Origin of the sequence: Roseiarcus sp., from assembly GCF_052145395.1 — a bacterium.
In the GTDB taxonomy this organism is placed as follows: domain Bacteria; phylum Pseudomonadota; class Alphaproteobacteria; order Rhizobiales; family Beijerinckiaceae; genus Roseiarcus.
The window spans coordinates 1-2,669 of sequence record NZ_JBKQOT010000213.1 but is presented as its reverse complement, the minus strand read 5'-3'; the positions used below and the strand labels follow the sequence as shown (position 1 = coordinate 2,669).

The 2,669-nt window shown below is 65.6% G+C and carries 2 protein-coding genes and 1 pseudogene; all 3 read right to left on the bottom strand.

The features are described 5' to 3' along the window. Positions 1-468, bottom strand: a 468-nt coding sequence (locus ACLP25_RS07305) for an enoyl-CoA hydratase-related protein (protein WP_442468552.1), incomplete at its 3' end; no start/stop codon positions are given. A gap of 38 nt (positions 469-506) precedes the next feature. Beyond that, positions 507-1,685, bottom strand: coding sequence for an acetyl-CoA C-acyltransferase (locus ACLP25_RS07300; protein WP_442468551.1), 1,179 nt, complete (start codon positions 1,683-1,685; stop codon positions 507-509). Positions 1,686-1,729: 44 nt separating this feature from the next. After that, a pseudogene (locus ACLP25_RS07295) lies at positions 1,730-2,669 on the bottom strand (acyl-CoA dehydrogenase family protein); the annotation flags it as partial.

Below are 2,669 nucleotides of genomic sequence, written 5' to 3'. Positions count from 1 at the left end.
CCCGGAATGAATCACGTCCAGCGCCCTCTCGACGCCGATCAGGCGAGGAAGCCGCTGCGTACCGCCGCCGCCGGGAATGAGGCCGAGCTTGATTTCAGGAAGTCCGAGCTTCGCGTCGGGGACGGCGAGACGATAGTGCGCGGCGAGCGCGATCTCCAATCCGCCGCCGAGCGCCGTTCCATGCAGCGCGGCGACGACCGGCTTGGTGGCATTCTCGATTGCGCCGAGCGTTTCGGCCAGGGAAGGCGGAACCGGCGGCTTGTCGAATTCCGTGACGTCGGCGCCGGCGATAAAGGTGCGGCCATCGCAGACGAGCACGATCGCCTTGACGGCGGGTTCGGCGACGGCGATTTTCACCGCGCGTGCGATTCCGCCGCGCACAGCGGCCGACAGGGCGTTGACCGGCGGCGAATTGACGACGATGACGGCGATCTCGCCGTCCTGCTGGAGATCGACGACCCAATTGATGTGCGTCATGAACTGCTCCGAGGCCGCGAGACGATCGGTCAGAAGATTTCCAGGAGGCCGGCGCAGCCCATGCCGCCGGCGACACACATGGTGACCACCGCCCACTTGGCTTTCCGCCGACGGCCTTCCAGAAGGGCGTGGCCGACCATGCGCGCCCCGCTCATGCCGAACGGATGACCGATCGAAATCGCCCCGCCGTTGATGTTGAGCTTTTGCGGGGGCAGCCCGAGCCGGTCGCGGCAATAGATGGCCTGGCTGGCGAAGGCTTCGTTCAGTTCCCAGAGATCGATGTCGTCGATCGCGAGGCCGTGGCGTTCGAGGAGACGCGGTAAGGCGAACACCGGGCCGATACCCATTTCGTCTGGCTCGCAGCCAGCCGTGGCAAAGCCGCGGAAGGCCCCGAGAGGCGAGAGATTACGCCGTTCCGCTTCAGCCGCCCACATCAACACGCAAAGCGAGGCGCCGTCGGAAAGCTGGCTGGCGTTGCCCGCCGTGACGAACTGCCCTTCACGCACCGGCTTCAACCTGGCGAGGCCATCGAGCGTCGTGGTCGGACGATTGCCTTCGTCTCTGTCGAGCGTAACCTGTTCCTGACCAATGACGAGCCCTTTGTCATCGAGGCGGCTTTTCGTCACTGTCATGGCGACGATTTCGTCATCGAACAGAGCGGCCGCCTGCGCGATCGCGGTGCGCTTTTGGCTTTCCAGCGCAAAGGCGTCTTGCGCCTCGCTGCTCACGCCGTAGCGCGACGCGACAAGGTCGGCGGTCTCGATCATCGTCGCGTAGACGCCGGGCTTGTTGCGCTCGAGCCAGGCGTTTCGAAGATGAATGCGATTGGCGTTCGGCTGAACAAGGCTGATCGATTCGAGCCCGCCGGCAACTGCGATCGGCACGCCATCGACCATCACCCGACGCGCGGCGGAAGCGATGGCCTCCAGCCCCGAGGCGCAAAAGCGGCTGACCATCGAGGCGGCGGAGGAAGCCGGCAATCCGGCGCGGAACGCCGTGTAGCGCGCGACGTTGCCTCCGGTCGCACCCTCTGGGTAACCGCATCCGAAGGTCAGTTCCTCGACCTCTCCGGGCTCGACTCCGGCGCGTTCCAGCACGGCGCCGAGGATCGGCGCGGCCAACTCGACGCCAGCCGTGGCGTTGAAGGCGCCGCGATAGGCCTTGCCGATCGGCGTGCGCGCCGTCGACACGATCACTGCTTCTTGCATATCGTCAGTTCCTGGAATTTGGCCCGGCGCCGCGCCCCGACGTCCTAGGCGAAAGCCGCGATTCCTGTGATGGCGCGGCCGAGGATGAGCGCATGGACGTCGTGCGTGCCTTCATAGGTGTTGACGACTTCGAGATTGACGAGATGGCGGGCGACGCCGAACTCGTCGGAAATGCCGTTGCCGCCCATCATGTCGCGGGCCATGCGCGCGATATCGAGCGCCTTTCCGCAATTGTTGCGTTTCAGGATCGAGGTGACTTCCACCGGCGCTGCGCCTTCGTCCTTCATCCGCCCCAGCTGCAGGCAGCTCTGCAGGCCAAGCGCGATCTCGGTCAGCATGTCCGCGAGCTTCTTCTGGATGAGCTGGTTGGCGGCGAGCGGGCGGCCGAACTGTTTGCGGTCGAGCACATACTGACGCGCGCGCGAAACAATCTTCCGCCGCGCCGAGCGCGCCCCAGGCGATGCCGTAGCGCGCGCTGTTCAAACAGGTGAATGGACCCTTCAGGCCGCGCACTTCGGGGAACGCGTTCTCTTCCGGGCAGAACACGTCGTCGAGCACGATCTCGCCGGTGAGCGAGGCGCGCAGGCCGACCTTGCCATGAATCGCCGGCGCGCTGAGACCCTTCCAGCCCTTTTCCAGCACGAAGCCGCGGATCTCGCCGGCGTCGTCCTTCGCCCAGACGACGAACACGTCGGCGATCGGGCTGTTGGTGATCCACATCTTTGCGCCCGACAGGCGGTAGCCGCCGTCGACCTTGCGGGCGCGCGTGATCATGCCGCCGGGATCGGAGCCGTGGTTCGGCTCGGTCAGGCCGAAGCAGCCGATGAACTCGCCCTTGGCGAGCTTCGGCAGATATTTCTGCTTGGTCGCCTCATTGCCGAATTCGTGAATCGGAACCATGACCAGCGACGACTGCACGCTCATCATCGAGCGATAGCCGGAGTCGACGCGCTCCACCTCGCGGGCGATGAGGCCGTAGGCGAC